General features: G+C 63.9%; 20 protein-coding genes. 10 read left to right on the forward strand and 10 right to left on the reverse strand.

Annotated features, from left to right (window positions below; genetic code table 11):
- Window positions 1-491: 491 nt before the first annotated feature.
- The 5 genes from GXY33_14260 to GXY33_14280 all read left to right on the forward strand — a co-directional run bounded on the left by GXY33_14260 (window position 492) and on the right by GXY33_14280 (window position 6,159).
- Window positions 492-1,070 carry a cupin domain-containing protein gene (locus GXY33_14260; GenBank protein NLX06297.1) on the forward strand — a complete coding sequence of 193 codons (579 nt, stop codon included), beginning with the start codon at window positions 492-494 and terminating at the stop codon, window positions 1,068-1,070.
- Between the two features lie 150 nt (window positions 1,071-1,220).
- Window positions 1,221-1,670 (forward strand): cupin domain-containing protein, encoded by a 450-nt coding sequence (locus GXY33_14265; protein ID NLX06298.1) that lies wholly within the window; start codon window positions 1,221-1,223, stop codon window positions 1,668-1,670.
- A gap of 90 nt (window positions 1,671-1,760) precedes the next feature.
- Window positions 1,761-2,909: a Gfo/Idh/MocA family oxidoreductase gene (locus GXY33_14270; protein ID NLX06299.1), complete on the forward strand. Its 1,149-nt coding sequence runs from the start codon at window positions 1,761-1,763 to the stop codon at window positions 2,907-2,909.
- Between the two features lie 16 nt (window positions 2,910-2,925).
- Window positions 2,926-4,338, forward strand: coding sequence for a hypothetical protein (locus GXY33_14275; GenBank protein ID NLX06300.1), 1,413 nt, complete (start codon window positions 2,926-2,928; stop codon window positions 4,336-4,338).
- 255 nt (window positions 4,339-4,593) lie between these two features.
- On the forward strand, window positions 4,594-6,159 hold the full coding sequence (locus GXY33_14280; GenBank protein ID NLX06301.1) for a SpoIIE family protein phosphatase: 1,566 nt from the start codon (window positions 4,594-4,596) through the stop codon (window positions 6,157-6,159).
- A 65-nt stretch (window positions 6,160-6,224) separates the two neighbouring features.
- Here the strand turns inward: GXY33_14280 and aqpZ are convergent, their stop codons facing one another.
- From aqpZ to GXY33_14295, 3 genes are all read right to left on the reverse strand, one after another.
- Entirely contained in the window at window positions 6,225-6,944 is a 720-nt protein-coding gene (gene aqpZ / locus GXY33_14285; GenBank protein ID NLX06302.1) for an aquaporin Z, read from the reverse strand.
- Between the two features lie 135 nt (window positions 6,945-7,079).
- Complete coding sequence (locus GXY33_14290) at window positions 7,080-8,552, reverse strand: glutamate--tRNA ligase (protein ID NLX06303.1); 1,473 nt, start codon at window positions 8,550-8,552, stop codon at window positions 7,080-7,082.
- On the reverse strand, window positions 8,549-9,463 hold the full coding sequence (locus GXY33_14295; GenBank protein NLX06304.1) for a hypothetical protein: 915 nt from the start codon (window positions 9,461-9,463) through the stop codon (window positions 8,549-8,551). The genes GXY33_14290 and GXY33_14295 overlap by 4 nt, the downstream gene beginning before the upstream one ends.
- 330 nt (window positions 9,464-9,793) lie before the next feature.
- Here GXY33_14295 and GXY33_14300 point away from each other — a divergent pair, with 330 nt between their 5' ends.
- Window positions 9,794-10,426, forward strand: coding sequence for a cobalamin-binding protein (locus GXY33_14300; GenBank protein ID NLX06305.1), 633 nt, complete (start codon window positions 9,794-9,796; stop codon window positions 10,424-10,426).
- Between the two features lie 75 nt (window positions 10,427-10,501).
- On the forward strand, window positions 10,502-10,948 hold the full coding sequence (locus GXY33_14305) for an NUDIX hydrolase (protein NLX06306.1): 447 nt from the start codon (window positions 10,502-10,504) through the stop codon (window positions 10,946-10,948).
- Window positions 10,949-10,954: 6 nt separating this feature from the next.
- Here GXY33_14305 and GXY33_14310 read toward each other — a convergent pair whose 3' ends face one another.
- The 6 genes from GXY33_14310 to lepA form a co-directional block, all read right to left on the reverse strand.
- Window positions 10,955-12,064, reverse strand: a complete 1,110-nt coding sequence (locus GXY33_14310) for a Nif3-like dinuclear metal center hexameric protein (GenBank protein ID NLX06307.1) — start codon at window positions 12,062-12,064, stop codon at window positions 10,955-10,957.
- Complete coding sequence (locus tag GXY33_14315; protein ID NLX06308.1) at window positions 12,061-12,930, reverse strand: hypothetical protein; 870 nt, start codon at window positions 12,928-12,930, stop codon at window positions 12,061-12,063. The genes GXY33_14310 and GXY33_14315 overlap by 4 nt, the downstream gene beginning before the upstream one ends.
- Window positions 12,931-12,999: 69 nt before the next feature.
- A complete protein-coding gene (locus GXY33_14320) occupies window positions 13,000-14,124 on the reverse strand; it encodes a hypothetical protein (protein NLX06309.1) in 1,125 nt (374 codons plus the stop codon).
- A gap of 287 nt (window positions 14,125-14,411) precedes the next feature.
- The gene (gene lepB, locus GXY33_14325) at window positions 14,412-15,983 is read right to left on the reverse strand and encodes a signal peptidase I (protein ID NLX06310.1); all 1,572 of its coding nucleotides are present in this window, start codon (window positions 15,981-15,983) and stop codon (window positions 14,412-14,414) included.
- 144 nt (window positions 15,984-16,127) lie between these two features.
- Window positions 16,128-17,723: a signal peptidase I gene (gene lepB / locus GXY33_14330; GenBank protein NLX06311.1), complete on the reverse strand. Its 1,596-nt coding sequence runs from the start codon at window positions 17,721-17,723 to the stop codon at window positions 16,128-16,130.
- Window positions 17,720-19,528 (reverse strand): elongation factor 4, encoded by a 1,809-nt coding sequence (lepA, locus tag GXY33_14335; GenBank protein ID NLX06312.1) that lies wholly within the window; start codon window positions 19,526-19,528, stop codon window positions 17,720-17,722. Before lepA ends, lepB (GXY33_14330) begins: the two co-directional genes overlap by 4 nt.
- Before the next feature lie 199 nt (window positions 19,529-19,727).
- Here lepA and GXY33_14340 point away from each other — a divergent pair, with 199 nt between their 5' ends.
- Both GXY33_14340 and GXY33_14345 read left to right on the forward strand, forming a co-directional pair.
- The gene (locus GXY33_14340) at window positions 19,728-20,165 is read left to right on the forward strand and encodes a CBS domain-containing protein (protein NLX06313.1); all 438 of its coding nucleotides are present in this window, start codon (window positions 19,728-19,730) and stop codon (window positions 20,163-20,165) included.
- A gap of 25 nt (window positions 20,166-20,190) precedes the next feature.
- Window positions 20,191-20,802, forward strand: coding sequence for a class I SAM-dependent methyltransferase (locus GXY33_14345; GenBank protein NLX06314.1), 612 nt, complete (start codon window positions 20,191-20,193; stop codon window positions 20,800-20,802).
- A 14-nt stretch (window positions 20,803-20,816) separates the two neighbouring features.
- On the opposite strand, the gene GXY33_14350 is transcribed toward GXY33_14345, so the two are convergent.
- Window positions 20,817-20,978, reverse strand: a complete 162-nt coding sequence (locus GXY33_14350; protein ID NLX06315.1) for a hypothetical protein — start codon at window positions 20,976-20,978, stop codon at window positions 20,817-20,819.
- Window positions 20,979-21,148: 170 nt separating this feature from the next.
- On the opposite strand from GXY33_14350, the gene GXY33_14355 reads away from it, so the two are divergent.
- Window positions 21,149-21,715 carry a DUF3750 domain-containing protein gene (locus tag GXY33_14355; GenBank protein ID NLX06316.1) on the forward strand — a complete coding sequence of 189 codons (567 nt, stop codon included), beginning with the start codon at window positions 21,149-21,151 and terminating at the stop codon, window positions 21,713-21,715.
- Window positions 21,716-21,838 lie beyond the last annotated feature (123 nt).

The following is a 21,838-nucleotide window of genomic DNA, read 5'->3' on the forward strand; positions in this document are numbered from 1 at the left end:
AAAAAGCGCCTGACAGTCGCCTGCCCACAGACACCCACGCCAAAGGGTCCACAGAGACAGGACGTGCCAGGCGCTCTGGATGCGTACCCCGTGCGCCGGCTGATTCTAACCCCGTCGTCTCCGTTTTATCAACCGTGAGGTTGTTGGCGTTTGTCTGTGGGACAACAGGGCAAAAAAACATCTTGTTTTGTCAGCAGATCGCTGCCGCCGTCGCGGTGACGGGCGGCCATCATCCCTGGTACGGGCACCGGGAAAGATGTGCTGAATGGAGTCTCAGCTCGAATAGGCGGGAGCTTTAGTTTCTGTGCTCGGAACCGACCAAGGAACTGCTATCGTCTCCGGAAGACCAAGAAAGCCATTGCCTTGACCGGAGCCGATCGCTACACTTGGCATATAAACTATAACCTCTTGCGTTCAAGTGTCTTGACACGGTGTAAAGCTACATCAAACACGACAATGTGGCTTTACAGGGCGTTTTGGGAGTCGCGGCCATGAGCAGGAATGCGCGTTCGCTGGAGACGGACAAGTTCGGGGAGCAGATACGCCGGCTGAGGCTTTCGAAGCACATGTCGCTGGGCGATCTGGCGGCGGCGGTGGATACCTCCCGGAGCTTCCTTTCGCAGATCGAACAGGGCAAGACCCTGCCGTCGCTGGGGACTCTCAAGGCGATCGCAGCCGCGCTGGACGTGACGGTCGGCTCGCTGATCGACGAACCGGCGACCGAAATTCAGGAGCCGGTGGTCCGCAAGGGTTCCCGTCCCAAGATCGAACGCCTTCAGGCAGGGATTTCGCTGGAAGGGCTGACCCATCGGGAAATCCACAAGGCTATGGAGCCTCTGATGATCCAGTTGGAGCCGCACTCGTCGTCCGGGCATGAGAACTACGTCCACCACGGCCAGGAGTTCGCCCACATCGTTCGAGGCAAGCTGCACATCGAGATCGACGGCATTCCGTATGAAATGAATGAGGGCGACAGCATCTACTTCGATTCGAGCCGGCCCCACCGGTTCGGCAACCCGTCGGACGAAGTGACGCTGGCCTTGTGGGTGATTACCCCGCCGACATTCTAGCCTCCGCCGGTCGAAATCCATCCCGCCTATCCAGTTTCGCACACAGTAGCGGTCCACCTGTTGCATCTCCCATCCGCAGTGGCGATAATAACCAGCCTAGTGAAAGCCCTTAAAATAAACGTTGCTGATTTATAACAAGGATAGATTGTGATGATGATTGCCGATCTGGCCGAGATCACCGGCCGGACCTACCCGGCGCGGCGCCGGACACAGAATCTGGTGGGTGGGACATCGCCCATTGCGGCTGCCAGTTTCTCGATGGGCTGTGTGACGCTGGAGCCCAGGGGCGGACAGGTGCCCTGGCACAATCAGGACCAGGAAGAGGTGTACTTCGTAGTCGAGGGAACCGGTCAGATGTGCCTGGGCGACGAGTGTCAGGCGATGCGGGCGGGGCAGGCGGTCTACATCCCGTCCGGGGTGTTTCACCAGTTGACCAACATCGGCGAGACGCCGCTGACGATGATCTACTGCTACGGTCCGGCGGGCGACGTGGCGCACTGGCGGCAGGAGTTGGAGGGCACGCTGCCGAAAGCGGGCGTCGAGGCCCCGCCGCTGCCGCAGGGCGCCTGGCCGCAGTGCACAGAGCGGCCGAAAGGTTAGGACCGGCAGAGGCGGGCACGATCCGCCCCACCGCCGCCGCGGCTCGTTTGAGTTCCGGAATCGAAGGAGCAGCATACCATGTCCAGCAGCATCGAGCATCGGGTCGGGATCATCATGAACGGGGTGACCGGCCGAATGGGAACCAATCAGCACCTGATGCGTTCGATCGTCGGGATCATCCGTCAGGGCGGCGTCCGGATCAGCGAGGGCGAGACGATCATGCCGGACCCGATCCTGGTGGGCCGCAGCGCAGCGAAGCTGGAGAAACTGGCTGCCGAATCGGGTGTGGCCAGGTGGACGACCGATCTGGAGGCGGCGCTGGCCGATCCGGCGTACACAGTCTATTTCGATGCCCAAACCACCAGCCGCCGGCCGGAGGCGGTCAAGCGGGCCATCGCGGCGGGCAAACACCTCTACTGCGAGAAGCCGACCGCGCTGTCGACCGACGAGGCGTACGAATTGCACACCCTGGCCAGGAAGGCCGGCGTCAAGCACGGCGTGGTGCAGGACAAATTGTGGCTGCCCGGTCTGATGAAGCTCCGGTCGCTCAACGAGATGGGCTTCTTCGGCCGGATTCTCTCGGTGCGGATCGAATTCGGCTATTGGGTCTTCGAGGGCGACACGGTGCCGGCCCAGCGGCCGTCGTGGAACTACCGCAAGGAGGACGGCGGCGGGATCATTTTCGACATGCTGTGCCACTGGCGCTACGTGCTCGACAACATCTTCGGTCCGGTGCGGACGGTCTCGTGCCTGGGCGCCACGCACATCAGGCAGCGGGTGGACGAAAGCGGCCAACCTTACCCGTGCACGGCGGATGATGCGGCATATGCCACGTTCGAGCTGGATGGCGGGATCGTCGCCCAGGTCAACTCGTCGTGGTGCGTGCGCGTACGGCGCGACGATCTGGTCACGTTCCAGGTTGACGGCACCGACGGCTCGGCGGTGGCGGGCCTTCGCGATTGCTGGATCCAGCCGTACGGCGGGACGCCGCGGCCGGTGTGGAACCCGGACGTCGAGCAGCCGATCGAGTTCTTTGACACGTGGATGAAGATGCCCGAGCAGCGGTCGTACGACAACGCGTTCAAGGTGCAGTGGGAGCTGTTTTTGCGGCACGTGGTCAAGGACGAGCCGTTCCCGTGGGATCTGCGGGAAGGGGCCAAGGGCGTGCAACTGGCTGAAAAGGGCCTGGAGTCGTGGACCAAGCGCAGCTGGATCCAGGTGCCGGACCTGCCGGCCTGACGGAACAGTGGAGCCAATGAAGCCGATGAATATCTCGCATCATCCCCAGTTGTTTCTCGATGACGCGCTGATCGCGCAAAGCAGCGGGTTGAGCCGACGGCCGCACCAGCCGGTGCGACACGAGGCAAATCCACTGATCGTGCAGGATCGGCCGTGGGAGAAACGTTCGATCGGCTACTGCAGCGTGTGGCTCGATCCGCAGGCCCAGCGATTCAGATGTCTGTACCTGGCCAACGAATACCAGTCAAAGGACGAGGCGCCGGACGTACCGGAGGGGCCGCGGACCGCCAAGTACTGCATGTGCTACGCCGAGTCGGACGACGGGGTGCAGTGGCGAAAGCCGCCGGTCGGGCCCTGGCCGTATGCAGGGCATCACGAGCACAACATCGTGATCGCGGGCGGACACGGATTCTGCGTGCTGCCGACGCCGGACGATCCGGACCCGCAGAAGCGCTACCACGGGCTCGGTGGAGACATCATCGGCTGTTCGCCGGACGGGATTCACTGGCGGACCATGCCGTTTGACGCCGCGGGCAAGAACGACACCTGTTCAACGATCATCCGGTGGCAGGACCGGTATCTGGCGTTCGTGCGCATCCAGGTGCGCGACCCGAACTGGTCCGGCGTGATGCGCGGAGTCGCCCTGTGCACCAGCGACGATTTTGAACACTGGACGGACAAGGAGACGATCTTCACAACCGACGCGGAAGACGGCTATCCGTGGACGCAGCCGTACGGGCTGTGCGTCAGCGTTTACGGCGATCTGCTGATCGGCATGCTGCCGATGCTGCACCTGGATCGCGAAGAAGGCAACAACATGCTCGGCGACATGGACGTGCAGTTGATGGTCAGCCGCGACGGGCGGCGATGGGACCGGGCGGCGGACCGGGCGTGCTGGCTCGATTCCGAGCCGCCGCGGCCGCCGCAAAACCGCTCGTGGGACGCCAGGCTCTATCCCAGCACCACGCTAGTCAAGCGGAATGATCGGACCCACATCTACTACACCGGCAGCAACCTGCGTCACGGCGAAGGAAGGATCGATCCGACCGGACCGTGGCGGCACGGGATCGGACTGGCGACGCTGCCCGCGGATCGGTTCGTTGGCCTTCGGCCGAGCGATCCGGGAAGGGAAGGCATCCTTCAGACCCCGATGCTGAAACTGGCGAATGGACGTCTGACGGCCAATGCACAGATCGGGAATGAGAGCGAGCTGAGAGTGGCGGTCCTCGACGAAAGGGGGCAGCCGGTCGAAGGATTTGATCAGGATCAATGCCGCTTGATCCGACACGATTCGCTGCGATACCGAGTGGTCTGGGGGCGCGAGCCGAGCATGCGGGAACTGAGCGATCTGCGGCCGGGAGTCCCAGCGGCTTTGCGGTTCGCCCTGAGCGGAGGCGAGCTTTTCGCGTTTCAAGTGGTGCGGTTCTGAGGAAACGACAGTTCTCGCGGTCCGATCCGCCGCCGGCGCCGATTCCCGACGCGCACACACCTGGCCCTCGACACGCTCCGTCAACGATGGCGTGAGACTTGTCCTCTTGATCCGACTTCCCTGGCAGGCATGCCATCGCGACCGGCCTGCGCGACCGCCGACCCGCTTTTGTCTTGCCCCGCCATCCAGAGCGGGAAATAATTGAATGATGGGTTGAGGGGCTTTCGCCCACCGCTGTCAGGGGATACCAACAAAGTGATCGAAATCGACCAGAACAGCAAGCACACGATCGATGGCCTTGGCCTTGCCGACCGCGTTCGCTACCGACTGGGCCGATGGAGCATTCGGCTGTCGTCGCTATGGCCGGAGGTCAAGCGATTCAGCCACTGGATCGAGCGCGAGGTCCTGCCCCGGGCGCGGGACGTCGGGGCGGATCGTCTGCGGCTGGAGATCCGTGGCGATGGCGAAATCCAGCCGCTCGGCTACACCCTTCGGGACGCGGTCGACCCGATCCGCGACCATCGCGCGTTGTGCCGGTTCCTTCACCGGCTGGGCGTGCGGCGGGTGGACCTGGACCTTCGGATTGACGGCGACCAGATCGAGGAGGTCCTGACGCTGGTGTACGCCTTGAGGCGGCACATTCGTCGGCGGACCCGCTCGCGTGGGACCAGGAGCGCCCGATCCCTGTTCGGTCATGAGGGCGTCCAGTTCGCCTGCGCGCAGACTCGGATCCTGGACGACGAGTTGAGCGTCACCTACTACTACTGCGTCACGTGCTTCAGCCGGGTGGTGCGGTGGTTTGAGAATCGTCACGGCCGGTTCGCCGACCACCGGGCGCTGTTCCAAGCGGCGCCGCGGTTCGGCCTGATCGCCGGACTGGTGGCGATCGGACCGTTTCTGATCTACGCGTTTCTGGGCGACTGGCATCTGCTGCTGATGGTGACGGTGCTGGCCGCGGCGCTGCTGTTCATGCTGGTGTACCTGTTCTTCATGATCGTGGGCAGCGTCGAATACGACAATGAGGAGAAGGCCCATCGCCTTGGCCAGGCCTATCAGCGGCTCAAGCATTACACCGACCGGATTCGCGAGGACGCCAAGCGGGCCCGGCACGTTCAGCAGCGGCTGCTGCCGGACCGGAACAACATGCCGCTGGGCGAGTATCTGGCGTGGGGCAGCAGTTTCGTGCCGGAGGCTGAGGTGGGCGGCGACTACTTCGACGCCAGCGCGGTCGACGACCACACGGTGGCGGTGCTGTTCGCGGACGTCAGCGGCCACGGCATGGCGGCGGCGCTGATCACGACCATTCTCAAGACGCGGTTTCAGGCGTGGCTGGACGATCACGGGAGTCTGGAGGACCTGGTCCGCCAGCTCAATTCGGCGTTGTGCCGGCTGATCCCGGAGGACAGCTACGCCGCGGTTTTCGCAGCGGTCTACGACGCCCAGACGCGACGATTGCGGTACCTCAACTGCGGCCATCATCCGGAGCCCTGGCGGGTGGGCGCCGATCCGGCCAAGCCGATCAAGTCGTTGTCCGAGGCGCGGAACCTGTTGCTGGGCGTCGAGCCGGATCTGGAGCTGGTGCACGCGGAGGAACAGCTCGAGCCGGGCGATACGATCTGCTTTGTCTCCGACGGGCTGATCGAGGCGAGGAACGTCGAGGGCAAACGGTTTGAGACGCCGCGGATGGAAAGGCTGCTGCAGACGCACCGCAACGGTGATCCGCAGGCGCTGGTCGACAGGATCGTGGACGAGGTCCGATCATTCGCGGCTGAGAACGAGCCGCAGGACGACCAGACGGCGCTGGCGTTTCGCGTGCGGTAGGCAGGCGGACCGCGGTCACGGCCCGCACCCGCTCCGTCAACCCATAGTCGGCTGCGGCATTCGCGTCAGGTGGAAGACTCGAGCGACGCCGATCCCGCCTTGGCGAAAAGGAAACGGTGGGCAAAGCCGGCCACAATCGCTCCCAGGATCGGCGCGACCCAGAACATCCACAGTTGCGCCAGAGCCCAGGGATCGGCGAAGACCGCGACACCCGTGCTGCGGGCCGGATTGACCGAGGTGTTGGTCACCGGAATGCTGATCAGATGGATCAGGGTCAGGCTCAAACCGATGGCCAAGCCGGCGAAGCCCGCCGGGGCGCGGCGTTCCGTCGTTCCGAGAATGATCATCAGGAACATAAAGGTCAACACCGCTTCGGCGAGGAAACACGCCGCGGCCGAGTATCCGCCTGGAGAATGCTCTCCATAGCCGTTGGAGGCGAATCCGTCGACCACGAACCCCGGCCTGCCGGAGGCGATCAGGTAGAGCACGCCGCCCGCGGCAATGCCGCCGACCACCTGGGCAACGATGTAGGGGATCAGTTCGGAGGTCTTCAGGCGTCCGGAGGCCCATATCCCGAATGAAACAGCCGGGTTGATGTGGCAGCCGGAAATGTGCCCGATCGTGTAGGCCATGGTCAGGAGGGTCAACCCGAAGGCCAGAGCGACACCCATGAACCCGATTCCCAACTCCGGAAACCCCGCGGCCAGAACCGCGCTGCCACACCCGCCGAAGACAAGCCAGAACGTACCCATGAACTCCGCCAGAACCTTTGTGGACATCGACATGGCACAATCTCCCCAAAAAAAGAAACACGCCCTGAAACTTGAACAGATTCATTTTGAGGGATCAAGGCCTTGGCCGTCAAGCGGAATCCGTGTTGTCTGTGGCGAGGCGAAGGCGTGGCTGCGGGTCGCCATGCCCTAGAGAGTCTGCGCCTGTTGGATGCGGGCGATGGCTACGTCTTTGCCGAGAGCCTCGATGGTCTGATCGATGGGCGGGCTGACGGTCTCGCCGCTGACCGCGACGCGCAAGGGTTGGGCGACCTTGCCCATGTTCAGTTCGTTCTCAGCCGCGTAGGTTTCGATGGCCTGGTGGATGTTGGCGGCGGTCCAGGCTTCGAGGCCGGCTAGGCGCTCGGCCATGTCGGCCAGCACTTTGGACGCCGGATCCTTCTTGAGGACCTTGGCCACCGCCTTTTCGTCGTACTCGACCTGTTCGACGAAGAACATGCGGCTCTTTTGCGCGATCTCAGCCAGTGTCTTGGCACGTTCGCGGTACATCACGAGGATCCGGTCGAGCAGGCCGTCGTCGGCGGCCTTCAGCGGATAGTCGGTCAAAGCCAGAAAATCGCGCATCGCCTCGCGGAGACGCTCCAACGGCACGCTGCGGATGTACTCAGCGTTGAAGGCGGCGAGTTTCTCGCGGTCGAAACGGGCGTTGGTCTTGCCGATCCGCTCGATCGAAAAGAGCTGCGTCATCTCGCTAAGACTCATGATCTCCCGGTCGCCGCCGGGCGACCAGCCGAGCAAAGCCACGAAGTTCAGCAGGGCCTCGGGCAGATAGCCGGCGAGGCGAAAATCATGGACGTCGATCTCCGGCGCCGGACGGCCCTCGCGGGCGGCCTTCTCCTTGTCGCGTTTGGACATCTTCGAGCCGTCCATGTTGAAGATCAGCGGCAGGTGGGCGTAGATCGGCGTCGGAAAGCCCAAAGCCCGCTGGAGGGCGATGTGCTTGGGCGTGTTCATCAGGTGTTCCTGGCCCCGCAACACGTGCGTCACGCCCATGAGGTGGTCATCGACCACCACGCCCAGATGATAGGTCGGAAAGCCATCGGACTTGAGGATCACAAAGTCCTCGAGTTCCTCAGCTTTGAACACCACCTGGCCGAGGATCATGTCGTTGACGGTGACATCCTCTCCGGTGGTGGCCAGACGGACGACAAAGGGCCGGCCCTCGGTCTCGTATTGCCTGATCTGTTCCGGAGTCAGGTTCTTGGCCCGACCGTCGTACTTAAATCCCTTGCCCGCCTTGCGGGCCTCCTCGCGGGCTGCTTCGAGTTCCTCAGCCGTCTCGAACGACTTGTACGCCCGCCCTGCCGCGATGAGCTGGTCGGTGCACTTGCGGTAGATCTCAAGCCGCTGGCTCTGGAAGTACGGACCGTTCGCCCCCCCTACTTCCGGCCCCTCGTCCCAGATCAGGCCCAGCCAATTGATGTCCTCCAGGATCATGCGGGTGGATTCGTCGGTCGATCGCCGCTGATCGGTGTCCTCGATCCGCAGGATGAAGCGCCCGCTGGTCTTGCGGGCGAGCAGCCAGTTGAAGAGCGCGGTGCGAGCCCCGCCGATATGCAGGTATCCGGTGGGCGAAGGGGCGAAGCGGGTCACGGTGGTCATGAAGACTCCTCGGTTCTTGCTGGGACAAATCGGTGTTGCCCGCGTCGGACCAGCCAGAGCACCGGGCCGCTGGCGGCATAGCCGCACAGGGCGATGGCCAGAACCAGTTCGGGCCACAGCCAGAACGCCAAGACGGCCAGCACGGCTGTCACGAGCATCCAGAACGGCTTCTTGCCGCGGAAGAATCGGTTCATCAGGTGGATGTACGGAACCCGCGAGACCATCAGCAGCCCCAGAGCGATCGCCACCCACGGCACAGCGGCGGCCAGCAGATCGGAACGGCGGGCCAACGAGGCGCTGATGTTGGGAATCACCTCCTGGTTCAGCAGCACCACGGAAATCAGAGCCCCCGCTGCTCCCGGCGACGGCAGCCCGCGGAAACCCATATGGGCGGACTCGTCGTGGACATTCTCGACGTTGAACCGGGCCAGTCGCAAGGCGGTGCAGGCCAGGTAGGCCGCGGCGGCGATCCAACAGAACCGGCCATAAGCGGTTTCGGCAACGGGAGATACGACCGGATCGGCGCCCACATAGTTTCGCGAGACCTCGATGACCAGTCGCACCGCGATAAACGCCGGGGCCGCCCCGAAACTGACCACGTCGGCGAGGCTGTCCAGTTGCCCGCCGAAATCGCTGGTGGTCCGGGCGAGGCGGGCGAGGCGCCCGTCGAGGGCGTCGCAGATCATGGCGGCGAAGATCATATAACAGGCCAAGGCCAGGTTGGTCACCTGAAGCCGATCCCAGATGGGGCTCTGGAGCTCCACTTCGCGGGCGGCGAAGTGGATGGCGGCAAAACCGAACAGCAGGTTGCCGAGGGTCACCAGGGCTGGGGCGATGCTGATGGCGCGGATTCGCCGATGGCGGGAACGACGTTTCGGCTGATTCTGATTGGCTGGCTCCGGTGCTGACATTGGGACGATTATGCACGCGGCAGCGGCAAGATTCAACGGTAAATGAAGGCGGGCGGCAATGCCGGTTTTTTTCTACTTTTTGGACTAAATCGCCCGCGGCGAGGGTGCGACCAACGGAGCATACGGCCATAACGACTTGTCGTCCAGTAGGTTAAAAAATATCCACTTTGCACTTATCCGGCGCGTGGTTTCCGGTGAAATCCCTTGATTCACCTGTTGGGCCTTGTTAGATTCTCCGGATAACCGAGCGTGGGCCGGACTACGTGGGTCCGGGCCATGGAATTGTTGGCTTGTTGGATTTGGTAAGACGGCTTACCGGAGGATACGGACATGGCAGATCTGCAAGGAATTGCCTCGTCACTGATCGCGGGCAAACGGGACGAAGTGGCAACCAAGGTCAGAGCCGCCCTCGATGAAGGCGCGAACGTCGAAGAGGTCCTGAATAAGGGCCTGATCGCGGGCATGCAGGTGGTCGGCGAGAAGTTCAAGAACAACGAGTTCTACGTGCCTGAGGTGCTGATCGCGGCCCGGGCGATGAAGGCGGGGATGGAAATCCTCTCCCCGAAGCTCAAGGATGCGGGCGTCAAGCCGGTGGCCACGGTGGTGATCGGGACGGTCAAGGGCGACCTGCACGACATCGGCAAAAACCTGGTGGCGATGATGCTCCAGGGCGGCGGCTTTGAGGTCGTCGATCTGGGCACCGACGTGCCGCCGGAGAAGTTCGTCAGCGCAGCCCAGGAAAAGGGCGCGCAGGTGGTGGCGATGAGCGCCCTGCTGACCACGACGATGCCGCAGATGGCCAATGTGGTCAAGGCGATGAAGGAAGCGGGCCTGGGCGGCAAGGTCAAGGCGATGATCGGCGGCGCCCCGGTGACCCAGAACTATGCGGACGAGATCGGGGCCGACGGCTACGCCCCGGACGCCGCGTCGGCGGTCGAGACCGCTCAGAAGCTCAGCAAGTAGATGCCTTTACGGCAACATTGATTGGAGTCCCGGCTGCGGACAACCGCGGCCGGGATTTTTTATTGGGGTCACGTCATGCAGACCATCATCCACGCCAGCATGCTCGTTGTCGATGACTCGAACCGGCTGCTGCTGGTCCAGGAAGACGGGCCACACAACCACGGCAAGTGGAATCTGCCCGGCGGCGGCGTGGAAGTAGGTGAGCCTCTGGCGGCGTCAGCGGAGCGTGAGGTCCGCGAGGAAACGGGTCTGGAGGTTCGGGCGGAGGGGCTGATCGGGGTCTATACCGGTTTTGGAGAGTTTCGCTACATCAACTTCGTCTTTCTCGGCCGGGCGACGGGCGGACAAACCACGCCGCAGACCGGCGAGATTCTGGCCTGCCGATGGTTCGATCCGCACGAGGCGCTGGACCTGGACCCGCACGAGGTGCTCAACCCGCGAAAGCTGCGGCGTATCATCGAAGACTGGCAATCACAGCCGGCCGGTCCGCTTTCGATCATCGTCGAGGACATGTACGGCTGAGGCAACTCAAGCGATCACCAGCGGATCGGCGTCGCGATCGCTTAGAAACACCTCCAGGTCGGGCAGCACGTCCGTGACCTGTTTGGCGAGTTGTTTGAGGGCTGGGCGTTCGGAGTTGCCGTGGCCCAAACACACGACATGAGCGCCCGCGGCTTGGAGGGCGAGGGCGTCGTGGTGGCGGAGTTCGCCGGTCAGGTACAGATCGACCTTGCCGGCGAGTTGGGCGGCGAGTTTGCCGCAGGAACCGGGACACACGGCGGCGGTAACGATAGGTTCGGAGGGGCTTGGCGTAACGGTCAGGACGCGCCTCAAGCCGGTGCGGCGTTTGATCCGGGCGACGAGGGCGTCAAAGGCCATCGGTTTGGGCAGCCGGCCGATCCGGCCGAGACCGCAGTCGGTCTGCACCTGGCTGAGCGGACAGACGTCGTAGGCGACTTCCTCATACGGGTGGGCCTGCTTGACCCGTCGGATTGCCTCAGACAGACGGGCGTTGTCCACCAGGATCTCCATGCGAAGCTCGGGCACGCGCTCGAAGACTCCCGCCTGGCCGACGGCGGGGTCCGATGTTTCGCCGCCCAGGAACGTGCCTTCACCGGGCGTTCGGAAACTGCAGCAGCGGTAGTCGCCGATGACGCCGCCGCCGGCGTCGAACACGGCTGCGGCGACCGCGTCGGCGTGGTCTTGCGGGACGAAGACGACGAGCTTGGATTGGCCGGAGACGGTCGAGGGCTGAATCGGCTGACGGTCCTGGAGGTCGATCAGGTCGGCCAGGGCGTCGCTGGTCCCGCCGGGGATCATATCGTAGGCGGTGTGCAGAGCGTAGACGGCCGTCTCGGTAGCCGCCGCCTGGTAAACCACCGGCTGGTCCTCAAGCAGGATCCGTTTGAGCGGATCGAAGATCGGCGGATGGTACGCCAGGATCATCTGGGCCCGCCGGGCGAACGCCTCGCGAAGCACCGGTTCGGTCAGGTCGAGGCAGATCATCAGCCGCCGGACCATGCGAGAGCGTCGGCCAATGAGCAGGCCGACGTTGTCCCAGTCTTCAGCCAGGTCGATCCGAAACGCGGCATTCAACCGCCGTTCGATATCGGCCACGGATGTACTTTTGGGGCTCATGCGATTTCCAACTCCTCCCGCACCTGGTGGCGGTAGCGCTGCAGCAGCGACCGCGTGAGCGGCCCCACGCGTCCTTCGCCCACCACGTGGCGTTCGACGACGACCACGGGCAACACCTCGATCACCGTATTGGTCAGAAACATCTCCTGGGCTTCGAGCATCTCCTGCATCGACAGGCGGGTTTCGCGCAGCGGGAACTGCAGATCGGCGGCCAGTTCGATCACGACCTTGCGGGCGATGCCCGGGATCACGGGCAGATCGAGCGGCGGCGTATGAATGATGTCGTCGCGGACGACAAAGACGTTGGCCACCGATCCGCCGACCAGGTACCCCTCATCGCTGAACCACAGGGCGTCGGCCATGCGGGCCCGCTGGGCGCGTTTCAAAGCGGTCAGCCGCGAAAGGTAGCTGATCGTCTTGTGGCGAACGATCGGATCGCGGGAAGATGTCCGGTAGTCGCTGAGCACCACGCCGACCCCGTCGGCGTAGACCTCAGCGGGCGGCGCAGCGGCTGGGCCGGCGGTGATCAGCACGTTCGGCGCCGACTGGGCGCCCAAATGGATGCCCACCCGGACCGAGCCTCCGGTGACCGTGATGCGGACGCGGGCGTCGCCCAACTCGTTGGCGGCCAAAAGCTTCTCGATCGCCCGTTCGAACTGCTTCGGTTGCGCCGGCACGACCAGCCCGAGCGTCTTGGCCGAATCCTCGAGGCGGGCCAGATGGTCATTGAGACGGAACGGCCGGCCCTGGTAGCAGCGGATGACCTCGCAGAGCCCCACTCCGTGCTGCAGACCGGCGTCGAAGACCGTGATCTTCGCCTGGTCCGCAGGCATGACATCGCCGTTGAGATATACGTGCTCCGCCATAAAAGGCCCCTCCGCTTCGGCTGCGATTGTAAAAGCGCCCCCGTTCCAAATCCAGCCCCCTACCGGCGGTCAGGGCTCCTCGAGAAGTTCCTGGGCGGTCAGGTGGTCGGTGAACAGCGCGGTCAGCAGTTTCGCGTGGTTGCCCAGACAGGCCCGCAGGGCCGGCACGCGGCGGACGTCGCCGCCGCAGACGGCGATGACCGTGCCGCCCCGCTGACAGATCTGCCGCAGGCCCGAGAGCCCCAGCCCGATCGGCTTGATCGAGGTCGGCCCGTCGCCGTTGCCGTCGAGTTCGGACCCGTTGGCGTCGAAGAACCAGTTGGCGATCTCGCCGACCGCTCCGCGCTGTCGCATCTGGTTGACTTCCTCAGCGGTCAGCAGATGCTGCTTGACGATGGTCATCTCGGCGTAGAGATCGACGCGGTCATCCACGAAGCCGACGCCGGTGACCGCGATATCCGCCGCCCGCAACAGGTCAAGCGAGTTCTTGACCGGTTCGAGCTGCTCGACGATCCGGGCCTGCTCGCGGTCGCGGATGATGGCGGGACACGGCAGGTGCCGCGGAATGGCGTCGTACTTGCGGGCCAGTTCCAGGGCCAAAACGTAGGCCTCGCGCTCAGCCACCTGGATACGGTTGCCGGTGCCGATGATGCCTACCATGGGCAGGATGGTGCACTGCTCGTTGCGGTGGTTCAGGGCGATGTTCTTCTGGGGCGGTTCGAGGTCCAGCACGTGGCTGACGAACAACTGCATGGTGTAGCCCCAGTTGACGCAGACCACGCCCGCCCGCGGGGTATGGCCCATCAGCGCGTCAAAGTAGGCGGCGGCCGCAGCGGCCATGCGGTCCAGCACGATATTCTGGAGATTGCGATCCTGGCCCAGGTAGGCGTCGGAGAAGCCTTCGACGACCTGGACGTACTTGAGGCCGTAGCGGTACATGAGCTGGGTTTCAAGCGACCGGTGATCCAGGGGCAGTCCGCCCGGCCGGATGATCGCCACCGGAGGCTTGATGACGATCCCGGTCTCTTCAGCCCGCTGAAGGGCCTTGCGGATCTGGGTGCGGTTGTCCTCCTCGAAACCGAACCGCTTGGCGATTTCCCGCTCGGAGCAGCCCTCGCGGTATTTGAGGCGACAGACCTCGTAGAGGCATTCCGGATCGCCCAGGTCGAACACTTTCTGGGGTTTGGGCACCATCATCTGATTCCCGATATCCGCCTTGAAAACGGCTCTCAAGCGCTGTTGAAAAGCTGTGGAAAGTCCTAAATTCGCCGGTCATTATACCGAATCGCCCGGCGCTCCGCCAAGCGAGAAACGCACCCAGCGGTTTGAATTATGATCATATCGACATAACTGACGTTAGCGAAAGATGTTATGTCATTTACAGGCGGTTTGGGTTTCGATTACGGTCTGCGGTGTGCGATTGAAGCCGTTGGCCCGCCAACTTGGCCGGAAACTCCGGCGTGTGGATAACTCCTGTCGTATCAACGAATAAAGCGCATGTCGCCGAAATTGGGGATGATCGCGGGCCCCGAGCCGAGGATACGATGGCCCGCGGGCCAGTAGACAAAGAGCGCCTTGCCCACCATCTGGTCGCGGGGAACGGTTCCGGCTTGGTAGTCGCCTCGCCGGTCGCACTCGGCCAGGTGTGGGCCGATCTCCCACCAGAGGCGGGAGTCCTTGCTCTTGGGGCTGTTATCGCCCAGGACGTAGTAGGCATCGGAGCCCAGATGGATCGGGTTGCCCGCCACGCCGTGGCCGAGTTCGCCCTCGAAGGGGTTGTCCGCGGCGTTTTCGGTGATGTGTACCTTCTCGTAGTAGATGTCGCGGTGCAGCGTGGTGTGCCAGAACTGGGCGTCGATCCCCTGGGCGGCGATGGCCACCCGGGGACGGCGCTGGTCCGGCGGGGCGAACCGCAGGGCCCGCGGATCGGGGTGGTATTGGTCGTCGGTGGTTCGGAGGACTTCGCGGCCGTCGATCATCAGACGGACGCGATAGTCCACGTTCTCGAAGGCGATGCGGACGGGAACCTTGGGCCGGATCGGAGGGATCTGGCCAGCGGCCAGGATCTCCGGCCCCTTTCCACCGTCCAGTTCAGTCCGCCACAGCGTGACCATGCCGCACGTTTCGATCCTGGCTTCATAGAGCTCGTCCCGCTTGCTGAGCGACAGGGTGACCGCCCCGTCGCCCTCGCGGACCACCACCATGGTGGCCAGCCGCAGGTCCGAGACGTTCACGGCGGTCTCGTCCTGTTCGCGCGGATCGTCGTAGGCGTAGTAGTCGGTGATCGGGCCGGAAAAGCCAATCGTTCCCGAGGCGTCCGCTGCGGCGCCCTTGAAGACCAGCACGCGTCCGGAGGTGTCCCAGTGCTCGCCGCCCGGACCTCGCGGCGCCCAGGTGGCGATGGCATCGAACCGGCCGGAGCCGCGGATCGTGGGCAGGTAGTCGCGGTCGGAGACCAGGAACCACGTGCACTTCTGAGCGTGGTCGGGCTTGCGTGCGATTTGACCGTCGATGTAAATGTCGCCGTCGATGATCTCCAACGTCTCGTTGGGCAGGCCGATCAGACGTTTGATGTAGTTGACGGTGGGATCGGAAGGGTTCTTGAAGACGACCACGTCCCAGCGGCGAGGGCCCAGCAAGTCGCCCAGCGAGGGCGCCATGGCAGCCAGCTCGTAACCCAGTTTCATCACCAGGATCCGGTCGCCGCTGTCGATGACGTACCGGCCGGAGACGGCCAGCGGGGCGGCTTCTTCCTCCCATTCGCAGTTGGGACAGCGGGTGATCTTCGGGCAGACCGGCTCGACCCCACTGCGCCCCTCGCGGTACGCGACCTCATAGGCGTAGTGGTAGCCGCAGTTGGAGCAGACCCGATGGCGATGGGCTCCGTAGAGGGTGGGCGCCATGGAGCCGGTGGGAATGCGGTAGGCCTCGACGACGAAGGCGCGAAAGACGAAGGCCAGGATCAGAGCGACCACCAGGTGCTCGATGGCCTGTCGGGCGGGGGCCGCCATCGCGTCCAGCCCCTCCGGCGTCTGTCTGCCGTTCGTGCTCATGGTCGTGAAGCGTCTCCGAACCGATATCCGCAACCCGATGTTCACAGCCGACGGATGCGGCCGCCAGACCGCCGCCGAAAGGTGGCTCCTATGGTACGCTCCGGCGGCCGCTTTGACCAGCGGAAAGCGGGCCAGTCGCGGCGATCAACGCACCAGACGCATGTCGCCGACGTTGGGCACAATGGCCGGCAGCGAACCGAAGAGCCGTCCCGGCGCGGGCCAGAATACGAAGATCGCCCGCCCGATCATCTGGTCGGCGGGCACCGCGCCAAGGGTGTGGCGGCCGGTGTCATACGGCGGCTGGAGGTGCGGGCCGAGTGACGTCCAGAGCCGCGAGTCCTTGCTGCGCGGGCTGTTGTCGCCGAGGACGAAATACTCATCGTCCTGGAGGTGGATCGGATTGCCGGCGACGCCGTGGCCCGGCTTGTTGACCAGGGCGCGGTCCACTCCGATCATACTGGGGTGAAACTGGGCGTACTGGTAGTAGACGTCGCGGAACAGCTTCATGTGGCGTATCTGTCCGTCGAGGCCGGCTACGGAGACATTGACGATCGGCGCAGCGGGTTCCCGTCCAGCCTTCTTGATCGCCTGCGGGTCGGCCTGATACTGCTGCGGTGTGGTGGTCAGAACGGTTCGGCCGTCGACGAACAGGCGCACCCGGTGGTCCACGTTCTCGAAACCGATCACCCGCGGTTCGTCGGTGGTCAACGGGTCGATCTTCGCTTCGGCGAGCCGTTGCGGCTGGCCCTGGCCCTGCTCCATCGCCTGGCGCGAGCGCCGCTCGAGCGACACCGCACCGTCGGCTGTGATGACGGCGGTAAAGACGTCGTCGCGTTTGCTGAGAGTCAGGCTCACCCGTCCCTGCGGGTTCACCCGGCCCGGAACCAGCACGAACTCCATCTTCAGGTCCGAGACGGTGTGGAGATTGCCGTTCTGGGTGTCCGCGTCGTCGTAGGCGTAGAAGTCCTGGACCGGACCGGCAAAGCGGATGGCGGCCGGCGAATCGGCGTCGGCGGCGTCAAAGCGAAGGACGCGGCCGGAGGTGGTCCATATCTTCGCCGCGGCGTCGTCCGCAGCCTGCCAGCGGGGCGCAGCCAGCGAAGCCCGTCGCGGCAGTCCCCGCGGCTGGTGGTCGATGTCGTTGACCAGGAACCAGAGCGACTGCTGGGCGTCCGCGGTCTTTTCGGGAATGCGGTCGTTGACGAACAGGTCGCCGTCGATGATCTCAATCTTCTCGCCGGGCAGGCCCACCAGACGCTTGATGTAGTTGATGGAGGCGTCGGAGGGATCCTTGATAATCACCACTTCCCAGCGTTGCGGGCCCAGATGGCCCTGCAGGACGGGAGCGACGGCGGCCAGTTCGTAACCGAGTTTGTTGGCGACCAGGTAGTCGCCGCCGCGGACTCGCGGACTCTTGCGAAGCAGGCGCGGGTCGGGAGGTTCGGCGAACCGGCAGTTGGGGCAGACCAGTTGTTTGGGCAGCCGAAGCTGAATGCCCGGCTCCGGCGAGGCGTCCTCCACGCCATAGACAAAGCGGTAGCCGCAGTCGCGGCAGCGATGCTCGCGGTTGTAGCCCAGCAGGGTCGGGCCCATCGAGCCGGTGGGAATGCCGTAGGTCCGGGCGATGAAGGTGGTGAACACCAGGGCGAAGATAACCGGCATGACCGCGAACTCGGCTATGTAGTTGGCCAGCCTCAACACGGAGAAACCGCCGTCGTTCGGTTGCTTCTTGACGCTCATTCGCCCGACTGCTCCCCTCGGTCCAGGACCGCGATGAAGGCCTCCTGCGGGATCTGCACGTTGCCGATCTGTTTGAGCCGTTTCTTGCCCGCCTTCTGCTTTTCCAGGAGCTTGCGCTTACGCGTGATATCGCCGCCGTAGCACTTGGCGGTGACGTTCTTGCGCACCGGCGGGATGCTCTCTCGGGCGATCACGCGGGTGCCGATGGCCGCCTGCAGGGCCACCTCGAACATCTGCCGCGGGATTTCCTGCCGGAGCCGCTGGATGACCCGCCGGCCGCGGAACTCAGCCTGGCTGCGGTGAACGATGATCGAGAGCGGATCGACCTTCTTGCCGCCGACCAGGATGTCCAATTTGACCAGGTCGGCCTGGTGATAGCCGGTCAGCTCATAGTCCATCGTCCCATACCCCCGGGTGATGCCCTTGAGTTTATCATAAAAGTCGTAGATGATCTCGGCCAGCGGAAACTCGTACTGGAGCATCACGCGGGTGGGCGAAAGGTACTCGCTGTGCTTGAACGTGGCGCGGCGCTGCTCGGCGAGCTTCATGATGGCCCCGACGCAGTCGCTGGGACTGATCAGGCTGCAGCGGACCATCGGCTCGCGGATCTCCAAGACCTTCGAGAGGTCCGGGAGCTTGGCCGGCGAGTTGATGTTGATCGTCGTGTTGTCCTGCAGCAGGACCTCGTAGTTGACCATCGGCGCGGTCTGGACGACGGTGATGCCGGCCTCGCGCTCCAGACGCTCCTGGATGATCTCCAGGTGCAGCAGGCCGAGAAATCCGCAGCGGAAGCCGAACCCGAGGGCCTCGCTGTTCTCAGCCTGATAGGTGAACGAACTGTCGTTGAGCTGGAGCTTTTCGAGGGCCTGCTTGAGGTGCGTGTACTCGGTCTCCGGACCGGGGAAAAAGTCGCAGAAGACCATCTGAAGCGGCGGCTTGTAGCCGGGCAGGGCCTTGGCCGCGGGTCGGGCGGTCAGCGTGATCGTGTCGCCGATCCGCACGTCCGAGAGGGTCTTGATGTTGGCGACGCAGTAGCCGACCTGGCCGGCGTGCATTTCGTCCAGCGGCGACATCTGCGGGCACAGCTGGCCCAGTTCGGTGATCTGGAAGTTCCGGCCGGTGCCCATCATGGTGATCTTGTCGCCCTTGCGGATGGCTCCGTCAAAGACGCGGATGTAGGTGACCACGCCGCGATAGTCGTCGTAGATCGAGTCGAAAACGAGGGCCCGCAGTTCGGTCTCCTCGATGCCGCGCGGAGCGGGCAGGCGCTCGACGATGGCGTCGAGCAGTTCGGTGACGCCGTTGCCGGTCTTGGCCGAGACGAAGATCACGTCGTCGGCTGAGAGGCCCAGAACCGTCTCAAGCTCCTGAGCAACCAGTTCCGGCTGGGCCGCGGGCAGGTCGATCTTGTTGATGACCGGAATGATGTCCAAGCCGTTCTCGACGGCCAGATAGGCGTTGGCCACCGTCTGGGCCTGGACGCCCTGGGTGGCGTCAACCACCAGGATCGCGCCTTCGCAGCTCGCCAGGGCCCGCGAGACCTCGTAGTGGAAGTCCACGTGGCCCGGCGTGTCGATCATGTTCAGCTCGTAGGGCTGGCCCGTGTGGACATAGCCGAGGGTGACCTCGCTGGCCTTGATGGTGATGCCGCGTTCGCGCTCCAGGTCCATGTCGTCGAGCAACTGCTCGCGGAAATGGCGGTCGGCGACCCGGCCGGTGAGTTGGATCATCCGGTCGGCCAAGGTGCTCTTGCCATGGTCGATGTGCGCGATAATCGAAAAGTTGCGTATCCGCTCCTGCCGCATGGATTCTTCCAAATTATAATCAGTGAAACCTATAAGTATACGCTGTGGACTCCCCTTTTGCCAATGTCTTCGGCGCGTAAATGACGCCGATTCGGCGGGTTGGAAGGGAGGCGGCGGAGGCCTACGGGCCTCTGTACATCGTCCGCCCGGCCGGTTAGAATTCCGTAAGATCGCGGTTTTCATCATCGGAGGTAGACCGATGGCGCTGGTCAAGGATATCCTCGCGGACAAGGGGCACGACGTGGTAACCATCGAGCGGACCGCGTCGGTGACCCAGGCGGCCCAGCTCATGACCGAACGACGCATCGGAGCCCTGATCGTCGTGCACGATGAGAAGGTGGTGGGAATCATCAGCGAACGGGATTTGCTCTCGCGGGTGCTGGGCGCCCGGCTCGACCCGGAAAAGACGCCGGTCGGGGCGGTGATGACTTGGCCGATCGCCTGGTGCCGGCTGGAGACCTCGCTGGAAGAGTGCCGCGAGGTGATGACCAAGATGCGGATCCGCCATCTGCCGGTGGTCGAGGCAGGCAAACTGGCGGGCATCATCTCCAGCCGGGACGTCCTGGCGTTCGAGATCACCGACAATCTGCGAACCATCGAGTACCTGCACGACTACATCCAGGGCAAGTACCGGTAAGAGAAGCTGGGGGGCGGACGGCTCGGTGAAAATGCGATGGCTGGAGAAGGCGGCGCTGAATTCGGCTGTTCGGGGGTGGCTGCTTCGGCGGTATGAAGCGCCGCGGGTGTTCAAGGATCTGAGCCCGATTCCCGGACGGACGGTGCTGGAGATCGGAACGGGCAACGGTCTGGGGGCGATGCTGATCAGCAAGCACCTGGCGCCGGCCACAATCGTGGCGATCGACCTGGACCCAGCCATGCTGAAAGCGGCCCGCGCCAAACTCTCCAATCCGCCCGCGTGGGCTGAAGGGCTGCCCTTGGGCTCGATCAGGCTGATCGAGGCCGACGCGAGTCGGCTGCCGTTTGAGAACGAGACCTTCGACGCTGCGTTCCTGTTCGGCGCGCTGCACCACATCGAGCCGTGGCGGCGGGTGATCGCCGAAACGTACCGGACGCTCAAGCCGGGCGGTGTGTTCGCCTTTGAGGAGGCGCTGATCGGCGAGTCGCCTCTGGCGATGAACCGCTACTGGCGGCACGTGCCCTTTGGCCTGCAAGAGCTTCGGGAAGCCCTGACCGGTGCCGGGTTTCTCGTGGAGCGGCTGAAGGTCAGCGGCCGCGGATACTGGGTGTTCGGCCGTCTCCGAAAGCCGGAGTAAAGCCAAAAGCCGGTTCAGGCGATAGCGCCGAGCAGCAGCTTTACCTCCGCGGCGATCTCATCGACGGCTTGGCGAAACAGCTCCGGGCCGTCGAGAATTCCGAAGTCCTTGTAGTAAATGGACTTATCCGCCGGCGGGAGAGCGGTAAGGTCCACCCTCTCGCCGTGGTAAAACATGGTCAGGCTGGTCTCCGACCCGGTGGCGTGGCCGATGCCGCCCGCCGCCGAGTGCTACCGGCAATCCGCCCGCGATAAGCTGCGTTTGGGATTGACAGGGTCGCCGAAGACAGATATGGTCAGCGTTTGCTCGGCAGTGCATTCACGGGGCGCAAAAGTGTGGAGGCCTTATGGAAGCGATCGGTCACAGAGCGGGTTTCGGCAGTCGGCTGGCGACGTTGGCGTTGGCGGTGTCTCTGGCGGTCATGACGGGCTGTCCGTGCTGGGAAGTCCCGGACCAGACGCCGTACAAGTCGCTTGAGGAACTGGGATTCGAGGATGACGCGATCGTGCGGCTCTATGGAGCCCCGCTGCCGTTCGTCCAGTGCTTTGGATACCATTCATGGGTGGTGATGAAACCCAAGGGCTCAGCGGTGTTCGACCGCTGGGAAGTCGGCATCTCGTGGAAAGACCCGTACGGCCACCTCTGGAAGAACGGTTACGAAGCCTACGACTACGACGCCAATCCCGGTCAATTCGTGCTCTCGGAAGTCACCGGCGAAGCGGCCGAGGCGATCATCAACTTCGTCGAGACCCAGTCGCCCAACTATCCGCTGCAGGAGCGGTTCACGCTGCTGCCCGGACCCAACTGCAACACCTACACCAACTGGGTCGTGACCAACAGCGGATGGGACTACACCTGCCCGGACCAGATGATCGGCAAAGACTTCCCCGTCAACTGGCCGCCCGCGGACTAGACCAGCACGGAGCACCCGGACCACGCGGAGACAGGCAAGAACGCGTAGAAATCCGCAAGCCGAAACAGGCTGGCGTCACTGTCACAACCGGCGGCGATCTGCAAAGATCACGTGCCGGCAGCG

This window comes from Phycisphaerae bacterium (genome assembly GCA_012729815.1).
Classification (GTDB): domain Bacteria; phylum Planctomycetota; class Phycisphaerae; order JAAYCJ01; family JAAYCJ01; genus JAAYCJ01.